The organism is Acinetobacter sp. ANC 5414, assembly GCF_013004295.1.
In the GTDB taxonomy this organism is placed as follows: Bacteria; Pseudomonadota; Gammaproteobacteria; order Pseudomonadales; family Moraxellaceae; genus Acinetobacter.
This window is the reverse complement of sequence record NZ_JABERM010000033.1, coordinates 162,458-177,143: the sequence shown is the minus strand read 5'-3', so window position 1 is coordinate 177,143 and position 14,686 is coordinate 162,458. Positions and strand designations below refer to the sequence as shown.

Below are 14,686 nucleotides of genomic sequence, written 5' to 3'. Positions count from 1 at the left end.
AGTGTGCAAATTTTTGCTAGTTTACCCTATCAGTGCTGCATGTTTCGAGCCATTTCCTGCAATTGACCAAATTCATCATTTCCTCGAAATATTTGAGCATTCAGCACATTGTCGCTTGTTGATGGATCTTTTACTTTCTATACCACAATGACTCTGAAAATGGACACAATAAAAATGCAATCAGCTGCGATCCGCCCCATAGCCAATATGTTACCGCGCAATCTATTCACCGCAGAGCATGCTGCCTTTCGTGAAACTGTGCGCAAGTTTTATGAAAAAGAAGTGGTTCCCAATATTGAAAGATATGAACAGCAACAGCATGTCGACCGTGATTTATGGAATAAAGCCGGTGCCATGGGACTGCTCTGCGCCACCATGCCAGAACAATATGGGGGTTCGGGAGTAGATCGCCTTTACAGCATGATTCTGATTGAGGAACAGGCCTACGCCATGGATTCCTCCACAGGCTTTTCTCTTCACTCGGATATTGTTGCTAATTACCTCAATAATTTCGGTAATGAAAACCAGAAATTAACATGGTTACCGAAAATGGCTACCGGGAAAGTCGTTACAGCCATTGCCATGACCGAACCTGGAACAGGATCTGACCTGCAAGCTGTACGTACCACGGCAGTTTTGGATGGTGACGATTACGTGATTAATGGTTCAAAAATCTTTATCACCAATGGCTACTTATGCGATATGGTCATTGTGGTCTGCAAAACCGGCAGTGGTGATAAAGGTTCTGCCAATTTATCCTTACTCATTGTTGAAGCGGATCTGGCAGGTTTTAGCAAAGGAAAACCACTCAACAAGATTGGCATGAAAGGACAAGATACCTGTGAATTGTTCTTCAATAACGTGCGGGTACCTAAAGAAAATTTGCTCGGTATGCAAGGCATGGGGTTTATGATGCTGATGAAAGAGCTGGCTTGGGAACGGCCATTATCTGTCAATCCGGTGCAGAAGCAGCATTCGCGCATACTGTACAATATACCAAACAGCGTCAAGCCTTTGGCAAACCGGTCAGCGCTTTTCAAAATACACGTTTTAAGCTTGCCGAATTGCGTACCGAAATTGATTTTTGTCGTGCTTATTTAGACCGCTGCATGCAATTACAGCTTGAAGAAAAACTTGGAATTGATGCAGCTGCGGCTGCGAAGTACAAAATTTCAGAGATGTTCTCTAAAGTGGTCGATGAATGTCTGCAACTGCATGGCGGCTATGGCTACATGATGGAATATCCAATTGCACGAGCCTATATCGATAACCGTGCAAATCGCATTTATGCAGGCACCAATGAAATTATGAAAGAGTTAATCTCTCGTTCTCTCTAAATAAAATAAAAAAGGAGCTTTAGGCTCCTTTTTTATTTACTGTTTGAATTAAGACACTAATTTAGGCTTATGCGAATCTACGCTTGTGTGCTTTTGAAATTTAAGTACATTATCATCAAATCTGGCATTTTTTAATACTTTGCGATCAGCCAGATAATTATTGGTCACGTTCCAAGGCGCATGTTTACCCTGTTTCGGCATGACATCCGCTGCACGTGCGATATAACCTGAAGATAAACTCCCCATCACGGTATCTTCCATCAATTCAGTCTGATCACCTTGGGCAATCACTTGGTCATAACTGTTCTTGTCCATATAATTAATCAAACGACAAATATAATCAGCTGCAATATCAACTTTAAGCGTCCAGGATGCATTAATATAACCAATAATCATCGCCATATTCGGTACATCACTGACCATAATCCCCTGATACAACATATGCTTAGAGGTATCTATAGGTTTCCCATCAATGCTGGCTTTGATACCCCCTAGAATTTGAATCTGCAAACCTGTCGCAGAGACAATAATATCGGCATCCAAATGTTGACCGGATTTAAGCTGAATACCTGTTTCAGTAAATTTCTCAATTTGATCCGTTTCTACACTCGCCTTGCCTGAGCGTAAAATCTTGAATAAATCACCATCAGGTACTACACAAAGACGTTGATCCCAAGGGTTATAGCTTGGCGTAAAGTGTTTCATATCCACTTTACCTTTAAGCTGCATCTCAATTGATTTGAGTAACAGCTTACGCAGCAATTTCGGCTGCTTTTGCGCAAGTGCATAAATACCACGTTGCATGCCAATGTTACGTGCACGCGTTAGCTTATAAGCTAAATCTTCAGGGAGTACTTTGCGCATTTTGCCATAGACAAAATCAATTGAAGGAACCGAAGCAATATAGGTCGGTGAGCGTTGTAGCATGGTGACATGCGCTGCGCCACCTTTTGCCATTGCAGGCACCAGTGTGATGGCAGTTGCACCACTGCCAACAATCACAATTTTCTTACCGGTATAGTCGAAATTTTCTGGCCAATGTTGTGGGTGAATGAACTGACCTTTAAATGCGGCTTGATTTGGGAAATCTGGCTGGAAGCCCTGGTCATAGTTGTAATAGCCGGTGCAACCCAATATAAAATTGGCAATCCAGGTCTGTTGTTTTTGATTTGCATCTTCAATTTGTATCATCCACTTACGGATTGAAGAATCATAATTAGCGGATAGCACACGATGCTTAAAATGAATTTTATTTTTTAATTGATATTCATCAACAACTTCAGATAAATAGCCTTTAATGGATGCCCCATCTGCGAGGACATTGGCTTTCTGCCAAGGCTTAAAATTAAAGCCAAAGGTCGACATGTCTGAGTCTGAACGAATCCCGGGGTATTTAAATAAATCCCAAGTTCCACCAAAACTTTCACGACGTTCAATAATATCGAATTGACGTTGTGGACAGTTTTTTGAAAGATGTGCAGCAAGACCAATACCGGAAATACCTGCGCCCACAATCAAAATATCAATGTGCTTTTCCATGTTCTTTTTATAACCTTGTTGAACTTTCTTTTATTAAACCATAAATTTGACAATACACAATGTCAAGTTTCAATAAATCTGACAAAAAATATATCAGTTCAGGACAAAATCTAAAATTGTCTGACAATACAAAACAATCAGGCATAAAAAAGACCGGTGAAACACCGGCCTTTTTCGAACAACTGAAGTTCTTTTTGCGAAATTATTTAACTTCGCGATCTACTAGCTCAACGTAAGCCATCGGTGCAGCATCACCTGCACGGAAGCCCGCTTTAAGAACACGTAGATAGCCGCCGTTACGTTCTTTGTAACGAGGGCCAAGAACTGTAAATAATTTACCTACAGTTGCAGCTGAACGAGTACGAGCAAACGCTAAACGACGGTTTGCTACAGAATCGACTTTAGCTAAAGTGATTAAAGGCTCAGCAACACGACGTAATTCTTTTGCTTTAGGAACAGTAGTTTTAATTAACTCATGTTCGAACAAAGAATTAGCCATGTTTTGGAACATCGCTTTACGATGACTGCTTGTACGGCCTAATTTCACACCACTATTACGATGACGCATGGTGATAGTCCTACTTAATTAACGGCTACGATAAGCAAAGCGATCGTCCATGCGGAGGCTAGCCGGTGGCCAGTTCTCTAAACGCATGCCCAATTGCAAGCCTTTCGATGCCAGAACATCTTTGATTTCAGTTAACGATTTTTTACCTAAGTTAGGAGTTTTTAACAACTCAACTTCAGTACGTTGAACCAAATCACCGATGTAGTAAATATTTTCTGCTTTCAAACAGTTAGCAGAACGAACAGTAAGCTCTAGATCATCTACTGGACGAAGCAAGATTGGATCCACTTCTTCGCGAGGCTCTTGAGCAACAGGAGCTTGATCTTTCTGAAGATCAACAAAAATTGCAATTTGTTGTTGCAAGATTGTTGCCGCTTTGCGGATTGCTTCTTCTGGATCAACTGTACCGTTGGTTTCAAGGTCAATGATCAATTTATCAAGGTCAGTACGTTGTTCTACACGAGCATTTTCAACTGTGTAAGAAACGCGCTTGATTGGGCTATAAGAAGCATCTAACTGTAAACGACCCACTGGGCGAGTTTCGCCTTCTGGGAAACGTGAGTCAGAAGTCTCATAACCGCGACCTTGAGAAACTTTCAGGCGCATTTTTAATGAGCCTGAAGCACTTAACGTGCCGATCAAATGCTCAGGGTTTACCACTTCAACATTATGAGGTAAACGAAGATCAGCGGCAGTTACGTCGCCAGGACCTTGTTTTTCTAATGTCAAGTATGCTTCGTTTTGATCGAACAGCTTAATCGACAATCCTTTTAGGTTCAGCAAGAGCTCGACGATGTCCTGCTGCAAGCCTTCCAAGGTACTGTACTCGTGCTCAACCCCTTCTATTTCAACTTCAACCACAGCAGCGCCAGGTAAAGAAGAAAGAAGGATACGACGTAAAGCATTACCAAGAGTATGACCAAAGCCACGCTCTAATGGTTCTAGAATCACTTTTGCCGAGGTCCCGCTAGCCGCTTCGACCTTGATCGCTTGCGGAGTTAGAAACTCATTTGCAGTACGCGTCATTATTGCTACCTCAAGGGATTATTTAGAATACAATTCTACAATCAAGCTTTCGTTGATTTCAGCAGGTAAATCAGAACGATCCGGTGCAGCTTTAAACGTACCTTCCAATTTAGAATGGTCAACTTCCATCCAAGAAGGAATACCACGTTGAGTAGCTAACTCGATTGCGCCTTTAATACGCAATTGTTGTTTAGCACCTTCGTGAACTGCAACCACGTCACCCGCTTTAACTTGGATTGAAGCGATGTTAACGCGACGACCATTTAAAGTGATTGAACGGTGAGATACAAGCTGACGAGCTTCTGCACGTGTAGAACCAAAACCCATGCGATAAACAACGTTATCAAGACGGCTTTCTAGCAATTTCAACAAGTTTTCACCTGTTGCGCCTTTAACACGAGCAGCTTCTTTATAGTAATTACTAAATTGACGTTCTAAAACACCATACGTACGACGTACTTTTTGTTTTTCACGTAATTGTAGTGAGTACTCAGATTGTTTTGCGCGGCTTTGACCATGTTGGCCAGGAGCTTTCGCATGTTTTTTTGTCTTAACGTCAAACGGTTTAACGCCTGATTTAAGTTGCAGGTCTGTCCCTTCGCGGCGAGAGAGTTTGCATTTTGGACCAATATAACGAGCCATGAATGTTTCTCCTTACACGCGACGTTTTTTAGGTGGACGACAACCGTTGTGCGGGATTGGCGTCACATCGGTAATGCTGTTAATTTTATAACCCACTGCACCTAAAGCACGAACCGCAGATTCACGACCAGGACCAGGACCTTTTACAAGGACGTCCAAGTTTTTCAAACCGTAGTCTAAAGCAGCTTTACCAGCAACTTCAGCAGCTACCTGAGCAGCGAACGGAGTTGATTTACGTGATCCACGGAAGCCTTGTCCACCTGAAGTGGCCCAAGCCAGTGCATTACCTTGACGATCGGTAATAGTCACAATGGTGTTATTAAAAGAAGCGTGAATGTGTGCAACACCTTCAGAGACGGTACGGGTGACCTTCTTGCGTGTGCGAGTATCTTTAGCCATCTTTTAGCTTCCAGAAATCTTATTTCTTAATAGGTTTGCGCGGACCTTTACGGGTACGTGCGTTAGTTTTGGTGCGTTGTCCACGGACAGGCAAGCTGCGACGATGACGAAGACCACGGTAGCAGCCTAAATCCATTAAACGTTTAATGTTCATGGAAATTTCGCGACGTAAATCACCTTCGGTCGGAACCTTAGTAATTTCTGCACGAATCGCATCAAGCTGAGCATCATCCAATTCACGGATCTTAGTAGTAGTTGGAATACCTACAGCAGCTAAGATGCTCTTAGCAGTGTGGCGACCGATACCAAAGATATACGTGAGGGAGATAACAGCATGCTTGTTATCCGGAATGTTTACACCGGCAATACGAGCCATTCACTTTCTCCAAAAAGGCAGTAGAGATAATCAACCGCCCGACAAAAACCTTGAGGGGCGGATATTAACCCAATTCACCTACTGAAATCAACAGGTCTTGATTAGATTAACCTTGACGCTGTTTATGACGAGGTTCAGCGCTACAAATCACGCGGATAACCCCATTACGACGGATAACTTTACAGCTACCACAAATTTTTTTTACAGAAGCTTGTACTTTCATGATGAAACCTCAAGTGCGCTTATCCCTTAGGATGAGCAGTCGTTTTTCTCATTAACGTTTGATTATCGTATTGATGCGAGGTGAGATGTGCTTGTAGCTGAGCCATAAAGTCCATCACGACTACCACAACGATCAGCAAAGAGGTACCACCCAAAGAGAATGGAATACCAAATGAGCTCTGTAACACCATCGGCATTAAACAAATCACTGTGATATAAATCGCGCCAATAAAGGTCAAACGATTGAGAATATGATCTAAGTAACGAGCAGTTTGCTCACCTGGACGAATACCAGGCACATAAGCTCCGCTGCGTTTCAAGTTTTCCGACACTTCTTTAGGGCTAAATACTAGCGCAGTATAGAAGTAACAGAAAAAGATAATTAACGCACCAAAGAGCACCAAATACAACGGCTGTCCAGGCGACAACACGAGCGCCAAATCTTGCAGGCCACGTTTGATAATTCCTGCACTAGGATCAGCACTACCCACCCATTGCCCCAAGCTCGCGGGGAACAAAAGCAATGAACTTGCAAAAATTGCTGGGATCACACCCGCCATATTAATTTTTAATGGCAAATGTGTCTGCTGTGCAGTAAATACACGACGACCTTGTTGTTTTTGGGCGTAATTGACTGGTATGCGACGTTGTGCTTTTTCAATAAACACAATCGCTGCCAACACACCTACAGATAACAAGCCAAAGATTGCCAAGCCGATAAGACTGGTTTGACCATTATCTACCGATGATAAAGATTGCATAATTAAATTCGGCAATCCAGCAACAATACCCGCAAAGATGATCATGGATATACCATTCCCGACTCCGCGTTCAGTAATTTGCTCACCCAACCACATCAAGAACATAGTACCAGCAACCAGTGAAGTCACGGCTGGAATGTAAAAAGCCAGACCTCCAGTCAAAGTAATCCCTTGACTAATAAGTCCTGCACACATCCCTACCGACTGCACAAGTGCAAGCAACAATGTACCTTGTCGCGTATATTGATTAATCTTACGCTTACCTTGCTCGCCTTCTTTCTTTAAAGCTTCCAGCGAAGGAACAACCGTTGACATTAACTGCACAATAATTGAGGCAGAAATGTAAGGCATGATCCCAAGAGCAAGAATTGACATCCGCTCTAATGCACCACCTGAAAACATGTTAAACAAACCAAGGATAGTACCCTGGTTTGCATTAAAAAGATTTTCAAGTGCGGCATTATTAATGCCTGGTACTGGAATATGTGCTCCTAGTCGAAAGACCATTAATGCACCAATAAGGAACATCATTCGGCGAATAATTTCACGATATTTCACATGAAACGGCTGCCCTTTCATCATGTTAACATGACCCGAAGAACTAGGAGACATAGACACTAGCGATTACTCCTCGACTTTGCCGCCAGCAGCTTCAACAGCAGCTTTAGCGCCTTTAGTCAATGCAACACCTTGAATAGTGAATGCACGAGTAATATCACCAGAAAGTACGATACGAGCACGAGTCATATCTCTACGAACAACATTCGCTGCTTTTAAAGTTTCAAGTGAAACAATATCACCTTCAACTTTAGCAAGCTCTGATAAACGTACTTCAGCAGTTTTTAGAGCGAGTTGGCTAGTAAAACCGAATTTAGGCAAACGACGATATAATGCAGTTTGACCACCTTCAAATCCTGGACGTGTACCACCGCTCTTACGTGAGTTTTGACCTTTGACACCACGGCCACCGGTCTTACCAACGCCAGAACCGATACCACGGCCTAGACGAAGGTTGTCACGTTTAGCACCTTCTGCAGGTGCAATAGTATTTAAACGCAGAGTCATGGCTTATTCCTCTACACTAACCATATAGTAGACTTGGTTGATCATACCGCGGTTAGAAGGAGTATCAACAACTTCTACAGTATGACCAATACGACGCAGACCTAAACCTTGAAGGCTAAGCTTGTGATTTTTCAAGCGATGCGATGAAGATTTAGTCTGGGTAACTTTAATCGTTTTCATGATTGATTACCCTTGAATTTGTGCTACTGAAAGACCACGTTTCGCAGCGACTTTCTCAGGAGAAGTCATGTCACGCAAACCTTTGAAAGTTGCGTTAACTACGTTAGCAGCATTTGTAGAACCATAGCATTTTGTCAATACGTTATGTACGCCAACAGCTTCTAGAACTGCACGCATAGCACCACCAGCAATTACACCAGTACCTTCAGAAGCAGGTTGCATGTAAACGCGGCTTGCACCGTGACGAGCATTAATAGGGTGTTGTACAGTACCGTTAACAAGATCAACAGTAATCATGTTGCGACGTGCAGCTTCAAGTGCTTTAGAAATAGCAGCTGGAACTTCACGTGCTTTACCACGACCAAAACCTACGCGACCATTACCATCACCCACAACAGTTAATGCTGTGAAAGAGAAGATACGACCACCCTTAACAACTTTGGCTACACGATCAACGGCAACCAGCTTTTCAACAAGACCTTCGTTTTGTTCAACTTTAGCCATGATTAGAACTCCAAGCCGTTTTCACGAGCAGCATCAGCCAAGGCTTTGATACGACCATGATATTTAAAACCAGAACGGTCAAATGCAACTTTAGTTACACCAGCTGCTTTAGCACGTTCTGCGATTAAAGCACCTACTTTTTGAGCTGCTTCAACATTACCAGTTGTGCCAGCACGTAAAGTAGCATCTAAAGTTGAAGCTTGCGCTAAAACTTTGCCACCATCTGCTGAAATAACTTGAGCATAGATGTGACGCGGAGTGCGGTTTACACACAAGCGAGTCGCACCCAATGCACGAATGTGCAAGCGTGTGCTTTTCGCACGACGCAAACGGGATTGTTTCTTTTCGTTCATAAGAACCTCGCGCCTTATTTCTTCTTAGCTTCTTTACGAAGAACAACTTCATCCGAATAACGAACACCTTTACCTTTATAAGGCTCTGGTTCACGATATGAACGGATATCTGCAGCTACTTGACCCAACATATGTTTGCTTGCTGATTTCAAAATGATTTCAGTAGCAGTTGGAGTTTCAGCAGTTACACCTTCAGGAAGTTTATAATCGATAGGGTGTGAATAACCCAGGTTAAGATGAACAACATCACCTTTAACCGCAGCTTTATAACCAACACCGATTAGTTGTAACTTACGTTCGAAGCCTTCACTAACACCTTTAACAAGGTTGTTAAGAACAGCGCGAGCAGTACCAGCTTGCATCCAAGAATCCTTAGATTCTTTAACTGGAGCAATATGAAGCTGACCTTCTTCCTGTTTTAGCTCGACCAGCGCATGCAGGTTGAAAGACAATGTACCTTTACTGCCTTTCACTTCGACCTGCCGGCCGTTCTGAGTAACTGTAACACCGTTAGGCACAGTTACTGGGGCTTTAGCCACACGAGACATGAGGATTCACCTATTAAGAAACAAAAGCAATAACTTCACCACCGATACCAGCAGAACGTGCTGCGCGATCAGTCATGATGCCTTTGCTTGTAGAAACAATTGCAATACCTAAACCTTGCTTAACGCTCGGAAGTGCATCTTTACCGCGATACTGACGTAGACCTGGACGGCTTACGCGTTTCACAGTTTCGATAACTGGTTTGCCTTCAAAATATTTTAACGTAATTGTTAAAGTTGCTTTGCCTTCAGCATCAGCAACTTCTACGTTAGAAATGTAACCCTCTTGTTGAAGAACGTTAGCAATAGCAACCTTCAACTTAGAGTTAGGCATAGAAACAGTTTGTTTCTTAGCCATTTGTGCGTTACGAACACGGGTTAGCATGTCGGCAACGGTATCTTGCATACTCATTATAGTCGCTCCTTACCAGCTTGCCTTAACCATGCCCGGTACATCACCTTGCATGACAGTTTCACGTAATTTGTTACGGCTTAAGCCGAACTTACGGAAGTAACCATGAGGACGACCAGTTAAACCACAACGGTTACGAAGACGTACTGGAGACGCATTACGTGGTAATGCCTGAAATTTCATCATCGCTTCGAAACGTTCTTCTTCTGTTGCATTTACGTTTGCAATCGTAGCTTTTAATTCAGCACGTTTTGCAGCAAATTTAGCAACAGTTTTTTCGCGTTTCAATTCGCGATTAATCATACCTTTCTTAGCCATATCGACCTCTTATTTAAACGGGAAGCCGAATGCACGCAATAGCGCACGGCCTTCGTCATCGGTGCGAGCAGTCGTAGTAACGGTAATATCCATACCACGAATACGATCAATCTTATCAAAATCGATTTCAGGGAACATGATCTGTTCCTTCAAACCCATTGAGTAGTTCCCACGACCGTCAAATGATTTCGCAGAAAAACCACGGAAGTCACGGATACGAGGGATCGCAATAGAGATCAAACGGTCTAAGAATTCGTACATACGTTCGCCGCGTAAAGTAACTTTACAACCAATCGGCCAACCATCACGGATTTTAAAACCAGCGATAGATTTGCGAGCTAAAGTAAGTACTGGTTTTTGACCAGCAATTGCTTGCATATCAGAAAGAGCGCCGTCTAACAATTTCTTGTCAGCTGATGCAGCACCAACACCCATGTTGATGGTGATTTTTGTAATGCGAGGAATTTCCATCACATTCTTAACGCCCAATGTTTCTAACAATTGAGCTTTAAGTTCTTCGTTGTAACGTGTTTTAAGTCTGGCCATGGCCTATATCAACCTATTACTTCGCTACCGCCACTGATTCACCATTTGATTTGAATACGCGAGTTTTCACGCCATCAATCACTTGGTAACCAACACGGTCAGCCTTTTGGGTTGTAGCATTAAAAACTGCCACGTTTGAGATATGAAGCGTAGCTTCCTGAGTTACGATGCTGCCTTCAGCGCCAGTAGCTCGGTTCGGCTTTTGATGCTTCTTAACCAAGTTAAGGCCTTCAACCTTAACACGGTCATTTGAAACAGACAGAACAGTTCCCTGTTTGCCTTTTTCTTTACCTGCGATCACAATAATTTGATCGCCTTTTTTAATCTTAGCCATGAGTGCCTCTTATAGAACTTCAGGAGCCAATGAAATGATTTTCATGAACTGTTCAGTACGAAGTTCACGAGTCACTGGTCCGAAAATACGAGTTGCAATCGGCGCTTTGTTGTTGTTCAAAATCACAGCAGCATTGTCATCAAAACGGATGATAGAACCATCCGGACGACGTACACCGAATTTCGTACGTACAACTACAGCATTCATCACGTCGCCTTTTTTAACACGACCGCGAGGAATAGCTTCTTTTACAGTAACTTTAATAATATCGCCAACAGAAGCATAACGACGGTGTGAACCACCAAGTACTTTAATACATTGTACGCGGCGAGCACCACTGTTGTCTGCTACGTCGAGCATACTTTCGGTTTGAATCATTGCCCTACTCCAAAACCGAGCATCACCGGTTACAATTTCGAAAGGCTCAAAGAGTACTCGAAATTAACCGATGATGCAACAAGAACGTCTAATTACTCAGCAGCAGCTTCAATAACTTCCACTAAAGCCCAAGCTTTAGTTTTAGAAATTGGGCGGCTTTCTTTAATGGTTACCAAGTCGCCAGTTTTAGCAACATTGTTCTCATCATGAGCGTGTAATTTAGTTGAACGGCGGATTGATTTGCCATACAACGGGTGTTGAACGCGGCGTTCAATAAGCACAACAATAGACTTGTCCATTTTGTCGCTTACGACCTTGCCGGTTAACGTGCGAACTGTTTGTTCACTCATTGTCCGTTCCCCTGTTTTTCGGTAAGGAGTGTCTTAATACGAGCAATAGTCTTACGAGTAAGCGCAACTTCATGCGATTTACCCAATTGACCAGTTGCCTTAGCCATACGAAGACGGAATTGGTTAAGCTGTTGCTCATCAAGCAAAGCTGTCAACTCTTCTACCGATTTTTCACGTAGATCATTAGTTTTCATTACATCACCGTCTTAGTAACGATAGTGGTTTTAAACGGAAGCTTAGCAGCTGCAAGCGTAAACGCTTCACGTGCCAATTCTTCGCTAACACCATCCATTTCGTACAAGATCTTACCTGGTTTGATTTGGCAAACCCAGTATTCCACAGAACCTTTACCTTTACCCATACGAACTTCTAATGGTTTTTCAGTAATTGGTTTGTCTGGGAAAACACGGATAAAGATCTTACCACCACGTTTTACACGACGGCTAATTGTACGACGCGCAGCTTCAATTTGACGAGCAGTCATTTGACCACGCTCGAGAGATTTAAGTGCGATAGTACCGAAAGATACAGTGCTACCACGATGCGCTAGACCAGTGTTACGGCCTTTTTGTACCTTACGGAACTTAGTACGTTTAGGTTGCAACATGGATTATTCTCCTTTTTCAGCAGAACGATCATTGCGACGACCACGACGCTCTTGACCTTCACCACGACCGCGACCGCGTTTAGCTGGACGTTCTTCAGCAGGAGCAGGGTTCATGACTTGTTTCATGCCACCTAAGATCTCGCCACGGAATACCCAAACTTTAACACCAATCGTACCGTAAGTAGTTTCAGCACGTACAGATGAGTAGTCGATGTCAGCACGAAGTGTATGCAAAGGTACACGACCTTCACGATACCATTCAGTACGGGCAATCTCTGCACCACCTAAACGACCAGAAACTTCAACTTTGATACCTTTAGCACCAGCACGCATAGAGTTTTGAACCGCACGCTTCATAGCACGACGGAACATTACACGTTTTTCTAATTGAGAAGCGATTGCTTCAGCAACTAAACGAGCGTCTAAATCTGGGCGATCGATTTCGTTGATGCTTACTTGCGCAGGAACACCCATAATAGATGTTAATTCGCGTTGTAATTTCTCAATGTCTTCGCCTTTTTTACCGATAACGATACCTGGACGAGCAGTGCTAATTGTAATTTTAGCAGCACCTGTAGGACGTTCGATAAGAATTTTGCTAACCATCGCGTTTTTAAGTTTTTTGTTCAAAAACTCACGAACTTGAAGATCTTTAAGCAAATATTCAGCGTATTGTTTCGGACTCGCATACCAGTTAGCGTTATGACGTTTCACAACACCTAGGCGGATACCGATTGGATGAACCTTCTGACCCATATCAAACCCCTACCTTAACGGTGATGTGACAAGTACGCTTAGTGATACGATCTGCACGGCCTTTAGCACGTGGCAAAATACGTTTAAGGCTAGTGCCTTCATCAACGTAAATCGTAGCAACTTTAAGGTCGTCTACATCTAAACTGTTATTATGTTCAGCATTTGCAATTGCAGATTCCAACGCTTTTTTCACTAAAACTGCAGCTTTTTTGTTGCTGAAGTTTAAGATGTTTAAAGCGTGAGCAATAGACTTGCCACGAATCAAATCTGCAACCAAACGTGCTTTTTGTGCCGAGATAGCGGCACCGCGTAATTTAGCAGTAACTTCCATCATAGCACCTTAACGTTTAGATTTCTTGTCAACACCGTGACCACGATAGGTACGAGTTGGCGCGAATTCACCGAGTTTATGACCAACCATATGTTCAGATACAATTACCGGAACATGGTTACGACCATTATGAACAGAAATTGTTAAACCAACAAAATCTGGGAGTATCATCGAACGACGCGACCAAGTTTTGATCGGCTTACGGTTATTAGCCGCGATAGCCGCTTCAACCTTAGCGAACAAGTGCGCATCGACGAATGGGCCTTTTTTCAGAGAACGAGGCATTGTCAGATTCCTTTACTTGTTACTTAACGCGACGGTCGCGAATAATCATCTTAGTCGTACGCTTGTTGGTACGTGTTTTGTACCCTTTAGCTTTTTGACCCCATGGGCTTACAGGTTGAATACCTTTATTACGCCCTTCACCACCACCATGTGGATGGTCAACTGGGTTCATAGCCATACCACGTACGGTAGGACGAACGCCACGCCAGCGTGAAGCACCCGCTTTACCGAGTGAACGTAGGTTGCTTTCTTGGTTAGAAACTTCACCAAGTACAGCACGGCATTCAACGTGAATTTTACGCATTTCGCCAGAACGTAGACGAACAATTGCGTAAGAACCGTCACGACCCAACAACTGAACAGAAGTACCAGCTGAACGAGCTAATTGCGCGCCTTTACCGATTTTAAGTTCGATGTTGTGAAGAGTAGAACCGATAGGCATGTTACGAAGTGGTAAGCAGTTACCTGGACGAATTGGAGCATCGTTACCAGATTGTACTTTATCACCAGCACGCAAACCTTTAGGAGCGATGATATAACGACGTTCACCATCAGCATACAAAACTAAAGCAATGTGTGCAGTACGGTTAGGATCGTATTCGATACGCTCTACAGTAGCAGGGATACCGTCTTTGTTACGTTTAAAGTCAACTAAACGGTAGTGCTGTTTATGACCGCCACCAACGTGACGAGTCGTAATGTGACCGTTATTGTTACGACCACCAGTACGTTTTTTAGCTTCAACCAACGGAGCATAAGGCGCGCCTTTGTGAAGATGGTCGTGAACGACTTTCTCTACAAAGCGACGTCCTGGTGACGTTGGCTTACATTTTTGAATAGGCATAATTCTCG

The 14,686-nt window shown here is 43.1% G+C and carries 24 protein-coding genes and 2 pseudogenes; 1 reads left to right on the top strand and 25 read right to left on the bottom strand.

The window, feature by feature from the left end:
• The first annotated feature begins 174 nt into the window (after positions 1 to 174).
• Positions 175 to 1,337: pseudogene (locus HLH18_RS15225) on the top strand (acyl-CoA dehydrogenase family protein).
• 48 nt (positions 1,338 to 1,385) lie between these two features.
• On the opposite strand, the gene HLH18_RS15220 reads toward HLH18_RS15225, so the two are convergent.
• From HLH18_RS15220 to rplB, 25 genes and pseudogenes are all read right to left on the bottom strand, one after another.
• On the bottom strand, positions 1,386 to 2,876 hold the full coding sequence (locus HLH18_RS15220) for a flavin-containing monooxygenase (RefSeq protein WP_171547476.1): 1,491 nt from the start codon (positions 2,874 to 2,876) through the stop codon (positions 1,386 to 1,388).
• A gap of 202 nt (positions 2,877 to 3,078) precedes the next feature.
• A complete protein-coding gene (gene rplQ / locus HLH18_RS15215; protein ID WP_067726622.1) occupies positions 3,079 to 3,444 on the bottom strand; it encodes a 50S ribosomal protein L17 in 366 nt (121 codons plus the stop codon).
• 18 nt (positions 3,445 to 3,462) lie between these two features.
• Positions 3,463 to 4,470 carry a DNA-directed RNA polymerase subunit alpha gene (locus HLH18_RS15210; RefSeq protein WP_004650465.1) on the bottom strand — a complete coding sequence of 336 codons (1,008 nt, stop codon included), beginning with the start codon at positions 4,468 to 4,470 and terminating at the stop codon, positions 3,463 to 3,465.
• Between the two features lie 18 nt (positions 4,471 to 4,488).
• Positions 4,489 to 5,112: a 30S ribosomal protein S4 gene (gene rpsD, locus HLH18_RS15205; RefSeq protein WP_067726624.1), complete on the bottom strand. Its 624-nt coding sequence runs from the start codon at positions 5,110 to 5,112 to the stop codon at positions 4,489 to 4,491.
• 12 nt (positions 5,113 to 5,124) lie between these two features.
• On the bottom strand, positions 5,125 to 5,511 hold the full coding sequence (rpsK, locus tag HLH18_RS15200; RefSeq protein WP_001040166.1) for a 30S ribosomal protein S11: 387 nt from the start codon (positions 5,509 to 5,511) through the stop codon (positions 5,125 to 5,127).
• A gap of 19 nt (positions 5,512 to 5,530) precedes the next feature.
• Positions 5,531 to 5,887 carry a 30S ribosomal protein S13 gene (rpsM, locus tag HLH18_RS15195; RefSeq protein ID WP_067726626.1) on the bottom strand — a complete coding sequence of 119 codons (357 nt, stop codon included), beginning with the start codon at positions 5,885 to 5,887 and terminating at the stop codon, positions 5,531 to 5,533.
• A 106-nt stretch (positions 5,888 to 5,993) separates the two neighbouring features.
• Complete coding sequence (gene rpmJ / locus HLH18_RS15190; RefSeq protein ID WP_000867907.1) at positions 5,994 to 6,110, bottom strand: 50S ribosomal protein L36; 117 nt, start codon at positions 6,108 to 6,110, stop codon at positions 5,994 to 5,996.
• 19 nt (positions 6,111 to 6,129) lie between these two features.
• Positions 6,130 to 7,449: a preprotein translocase subunit SecY gene (gene secY, locus HLH18_RS15185; protein ID WP_171547511.1), complete on the bottom strand. Its 1,320-nt coding sequence runs from the start codon at positions 7,447 to 7,449 to the stop codon at positions 6,130 to 6,132.
• Between the two features lie 45 nt (positions 7,450 to 7,494).
• Positions 7,495 to 7,935 (bottom strand): 50S ribosomal protein L15, encoded by a 441-nt coding sequence (rplO, locus tag HLH18_RS15180; RefSeq protein ID WP_067726631.1) that lies wholly within the window; start codon positions 7,933 to 7,935, stop codon positions 7,495 to 7,497.
• A 3-nt stretch (positions 7,936 to 7,938) separates the two neighbouring features.
• Entirely contained in the window at positions 7,939 to 8,115 is a 177-nt protein-coding gene (gene rpmD, locus HLH18_RS15175) for a 50S ribosomal protein L30 (RefSeq protein WP_067726633.1), read from the bottom strand.
• 6 nt (positions 8,116 to 8,121) lie between these two features.
• Positions 8,122 to 8,619, bottom strand: a complete 498-nt coding sequence (rpsE, locus tag HLH18_RS15170; RefSeq protein ID WP_067726635.1) for a 30S ribosomal protein S5 — start codon at positions 8,617 to 8,619, stop codon at positions 8,122 to 8,124.
• 2 nt (positions 8,620 to 8,621) lie between these two features.
• Positions 8,622 to 8,972: a 50S ribosomal protein L18 gene (rplR, locus tag HLH18_RS15165; RefSeq protein ID WP_004281497.1), complete on the bottom strand. Its 351-nt coding sequence runs from the start codon at positions 8,970 to 8,972 to the stop codon at positions 8,622 to 8,624.
• A gap of 14 nt (positions 8,973 to 8,986) precedes the next feature.
• On the bottom strand, positions 8,987 to 9,520 hold the full coding sequence (gene rplF / locus HLH18_RS15160; RefSeq protein WP_067726637.1) for a 50S ribosomal protein L6: 534 nt from the start codon (positions 9,518 to 9,520) through the stop codon (positions 8,987 to 8,989).
• Positions 9,521 to 9,533: 13 nt separating this feature from the next.
• On the bottom strand, positions 9,534 to 9,929 hold the full coding sequence (gene rpsH / locus HLH18_RS15155; RefSeq protein WP_067726639.1) for a 30S ribosomal protein S8: 396 nt from the start codon (positions 9,927 to 9,929) through the stop codon (positions 9,534 to 9,536).
• 12 nt (positions 9,930 to 9,941) lie between these two features.
• A complete protein-coding gene (rpsN, locus tag HLH18_RS15150; RefSeq protein WP_067726641.1) occupies positions 9,942 to 10,247 on the bottom strand; it encodes a 30S ribosomal protein S14 in 306 nt (101 codons plus the stop codon).
• A 9-nt stretch (positions 10,248 to 10,256) separates the two neighbouring features.
• Complete coding sequence (gene rplE, locus HLH18_RS15145; protein WP_067726643.1) at positions 10,257 to 10,793, bottom strand: 50S ribosomal protein L5; 537 nt, start codon at positions 10,791 to 10,793, stop codon at positions 10,257 to 10,259.
• A 16-nt stretch (positions 10,794 to 10,809) separates the two neighbouring features.
• A complete protein-coding gene (rplX, locus tag HLH18_RS15140; RefSeq protein ID WP_131291422.1) occupies positions 10,810 to 11,127 on the bottom strand; it encodes a 50S ribosomal protein L24 in 318 nt (105 codons plus the stop codon).
• 9 nt (positions 11,128 to 11,136) lie between these two features.
• On the bottom strand, positions 11,137 to 11,505 hold the full coding sequence (rplN, locus tag HLH18_RS15135) for a 50S ribosomal protein L14 (protein ID WP_004650480.1): 369 nt from the start codon (positions 11,503 to 11,505) through the stop codon (positions 11,137 to 11,139).
• Positions 11,506 to 11,597: 92 nt separating this feature from the next.
• Entirely contained in the window at positions 11,598 to 11,855 is a 258-nt protein-coding gene (gene rpsQ / locus HLH18_RS15130; protein WP_067726647.1) for a 30S ribosomal protein S17, read from the bottom strand.
• On the bottom strand, positions 11,852 to 12,049 hold the full coding sequence (gene rpmC, locus HLH18_RS15125; RefSeq protein WP_005012982.1) for a 50S ribosomal protein L29: 198 nt from the start codon (positions 12,047 to 12,049) through the stop codon (positions 11,852 to 11,854). Before rpmC ends, rpsQ begins: the two co-directional genes overlap by 4 nt.
• Complete coding sequence (gene rplP / locus HLH18_RS15120; protein ID WP_067726649.1) at positions 12,049 to 12,462, bottom strand: 50S ribosomal protein L16; 414 nt, start codon at positions 12,460 to 12,462, stop codon at positions 12,049 to 12,051. Before rplP ends, rpmC begins: the two co-directional genes overlap by 1 nt.
• Positions 12,402 to 13,218, bottom strand: a pseudogene (gene rpsC / locus HLH18_RS15115) (30S ribosomal protein S3). Before rpsC ends, rplP begins: the two are co-directional and overlap by 61 nt.
• A 1-nt stretch (position 13,219) precedes the next feature.
• Entirely contained in the window at positions 13,220 to 13,549 is a 330-nt protein-coding gene (gene rplV / locus HLH18_RS15110) for a 50S ribosomal protein L22 (RefSeq protein ID WP_131291426.1), read from the bottom strand.
• Between the two features lie 9 nt (positions 13,550 to 13,558).
• Positions 13,559 to 13,834, bottom strand: coding sequence for a 30S ribosomal protein S19 (gene rpsS / locus HLH18_RS15105; RefSeq protein WP_004281508.1), 276 nt, complete (start codon positions 13,832 to 13,834; stop codon positions 13,559 to 13,561).
• A 19-nt stretch (positions 13,835 to 13,853) separates the two neighbouring features.
• Positions 13,854 to 14,678 (bottom strand): 50S ribosomal protein L2, encoded by an 825-nt coding sequence (rplB, locus tag HLH18_RS15100; protein ID WP_131291429.1) that lies wholly within the window; start codon positions 14,676 to 14,678, stop codon positions 13,854 to 13,856.
• Positions 14,679 to 14,686 lie beyond the last annotated feature (8 nt).

Coding starts and splice junctions, on each gene's coding strand:
- rpsQ (WP_067726647.1), bottom strand. CDS start 11,855: ATGAGTGAACAAACAGTTCGCACGTTAACCGGCAAGGTCGTAAGCGAC.
- rpsM (WP_067726626.1), bottom strand. CDS start 5,887: ATGGCTCGTATTGCCGGTGTAAACATTCCGGATAACAAGCATGCTGTT.
- rpmD (WP_067726633.1), bottom strand. CDS start 8,115: ATGAAAACGATTAAAGTTACCCAGACTAAATCTTCATCGCATCGCTTG.
- rpmJ (WP_000867907.1), bottom strand. CDS start 6,110: ATGAAAGTACAAGCTTCTGTAAAAAAAATTTGTGGTAGCTGTAAAGTT.
- rplE (WP_067726643.1), bottom strand. CDS start 10,793: ATGGCCAGACTTAAAACACGTTACAACGAAGAACTTAAAGCTCAATTG.
- rplX (WP_131291422.1), bottom strand. CDS start 11,127: ATGGCTAAGATTAAAAAAGGCGATCAAATTATTGTGATCGCAGGTAAA.
- rpsS (WP_004281508.1), bottom strand. CDS start 13,834: ATGCCTCGTTCTCTGAAAAAAGGCCCATTCGTCGATGCGCACTTGTTC.
- rplQ (WP_067726622.1), bottom strand. CDS start 3,444: ATGCGTCATCGTAATAGTGGTGTGAAATTAGGCCGTACAAGCAGTCAT.
- rplP (WP_067726649.1), bottom strand. CDS start 12,462: ATGTTGCAACCTAAACGTACTAAGTTCCGTAAGGTACAAAAAGGCCGT.
- rplF (WP_067726637.1), bottom strand. CDS start 9,520: ATGTCTCGTGTGGCTAAAGCCCCAGTAACTGTGCCTAACGGTGTTACA.
- HLH18_RS15220 (WP_171547476.1), bottom strand. CDS start 2,876: ATGGAAAAGCACATTGATATTTTGATTGTGGGCGCAGGTATTTCCGGT.
- rplB (WP_131291429.1), bottom strand. CDS start 14,678: ATGCCTATTCAAAAATGTAAGCCAACGTCACCAGGACGTCGCTTTGTA.
- rplR (WP_004281497.1), bottom strand. CDS start 8,972: ATGAACGAAAAGAAACAATCCCGTTTGCGTCGTGCGAAAAGCACACGC.
- rplV (WP_131291426.1), bottom strand. CDS start 13,549: ATGGAAGTTACTGCTAAATTACGCGGTGCCGCTATCTCGGCACAAAAA.
- rpsN (WP_067726641.1), bottom strand. CDS start 10,247: ATGGCTAAGAAAGGTATGATTAATCGCGAATTGAAACGCGAAAAAACT.
- secY (WP_171547511.1), bottom strand. CDS start 7,449: ATGAAAGGGCAGCCGTTTCATGTGAAATATCGTGAAATTATTCGCCGA.
- rplO (WP_067726631.1), bottom strand. CDS start 7,935: ATGACTCTGCGTTTAAATACTATTGCACCTGCAGAAGGTGCTAAACGT.
- rpsK (WP_001040166.1), bottom strand. CDS start 5,511: ATGGCTAAAGATACTCGCACACGCAAGAAGGTCACCCGTACCGTCTCT.
- rpsE (WP_067726635.1), bottom strand. CDS start 8,619: ATGGCTAAAGTTGAACAAAACGAAGGTCTTGTTGAAAAGCTGGTTGCC.
- HLH18_RS15210 (WP_004650465.1), bottom strand. CDS start 4,470: ATGACGCGTACTGCAAATGAGTTTCTAACTCCGCAAGCGATCAAGGTC.
- rplN (WP_004650480.1), bottom strand. CDS start 11,505: ATGATTCAAACCGAAAGTATGCTCGACGTAGCAGACAACAGTGGTGCT.
- rpmC (WP_005012982.1), bottom strand. CDS start 12,049: ATGAAAACTAATGATCTACGTGAAAAATCGGTAGAAGAGTTGACAGCT.
- rpsD (WP_067726624.1), bottom strand. CDS start 5,112: ATGGCTCGTTATATTGGTCCAAAATGCAAACTCTCTCGCCGCGAAGGG.
- rpsH (WP_067726639.1), bottom strand. CDS start 9,929: ATGAGTATGCAAGATACCGTTGCCGACATGCTAACCCGTGTTCGTAAC.